This window comes from Paenibacillus albidus, from assembly GCF_014644435.1.
GTDB lineage: Bacteria > Bacillota > Bacilli > Paenibacillales > Paenibacillaceae > Paenibacillus_AQ > Paenibacillus_AQ albidus.
In genome coordinates this window covers 1-1,193 of sequence record NZ_BMKR01000107.1, presented here as the reverse complement: position 1 = coordinate 1,193, position 1,193 = coordinate 1, and the positions used below count along the sequence as shown (strand labels likewise).

Below are 1,193 nucleotides of genomic sequence, written 5' to 3'. Positions count from 1 at the left end.
AATGGTGAAATCCTGCGAATTCATGAGCCTGAGTGAGAAAACTAAATTATATTGAGGGAGCTTAATAGCTTCCCCATTTCACCCATAACACCATATTTTTTGTTACCTATGAGACGAAGCCCATTTAATGGACTTTTCTACTAACTCATTAACAAAAGATTCCTTTCCTTCTTGGTATTTATGTGTATCATCTGGGTACTTATTAGCTAATTTCAGTTTCAGTTCTCCGTACTTTTTAGCGTCATCAGAGTGTAAAAGTAAATATTCTTTAAAGTTCAAATGCAGTTGAATGTTTATATTTCCAGTCTGGTATATATGTACGTGATGGGTTCTGTTACTCCCACCCTTTGTAAAATACCGTCTTCCTTCAATTCCCTGCTCACCTCGAACAGAGTAACCATTAACAACCATTTTGCCATTGAAGAAGTCAATCTTCTCTATGTCTTTAACTACAACCAATATATCAATAATTGGTTTGGCGTAACCGATATTAGGGACAGATGTACTTCCAATATGATGAATAGAGGTCATTTCGCTAATAAAAATTTGACTGATTAAATTGGATTCTATTACATACAACTCATTCCACGTTTCAGTCCAAGCTACTATTTCTGACTTCCGCATATTTCCTCCTAAATTGTCGTTCTAATTATCACCACCATCAATTTTACCATAAAATGTTGTTACGTTATCCTGCCCGTTAGCTGAACAGTCAACCGATGATCTCGGCTGACTATTTTCAATGGTGCTAACGTTCCCCGTTAGAATTCCTGTAGAATGAATAATTTGGACTTTGTACAAAAAAGAGCACCTCTGTAACATGGGAGTTGGATACGGGTCTACAGCCCTTTTAATCTCACCATCTAGGAGGTCGCTCTACTATGAAGTTTAAAGCTCAAGACAAGCAAAATCAACGTATTGAAAACATTTCCTCTTTGCATCTGGTTGTCGGTGTAGATATTGCCCAACAGACGCATGTCGCTCGTGCAGTAAGCTATCGTGGAATTGCTTTGGGATCGCCTCTTGAGTTCGGCAGCCATGACGAGGGATTTCGCCTGTTTAGACGTTGGATTCAAGATCTGCTCAAGTCTTACAAGCTGAGCAAAATCATTGTAGGTATGGAACCCACCGGTCATTACTGGCTGAGCCTGGCTCGTTGGCTTCTAGACCAAGGAATTGAGGCTGTCCTTGTT

Annotated in this window: 2 protein-coding genes; one reads left to right on the top strand and one right to left on the bottom strand. The window is 39.4% G+C overall.

The genetic code is table 11. The annotated features are described in order from the left end of the window. Window positions 1-102 precede the first annotated feature (102 nt). Window positions 103-624 (bottom strand): GrpB family protein, encoded by a 522-nt coding sequence (locus IEY53_RS34790; protein ID WP_189032930.1) that lies wholly within the window; start codon window positions 622-624, stop codon window positions 103-105. Between the two features lie 257 nt (window positions 625-881). Between IEY53_RS34790 and IEY53_RS34785 the strand changes: the two genes are divergently transcribed. Further along, a partial coding sequence (locus IEY53_RS34785; protein WP_189032928.1) for an IS110 family transposase occupies window positions 882-1,193 on the top strand: 312 nt, incomplete at its 3' end.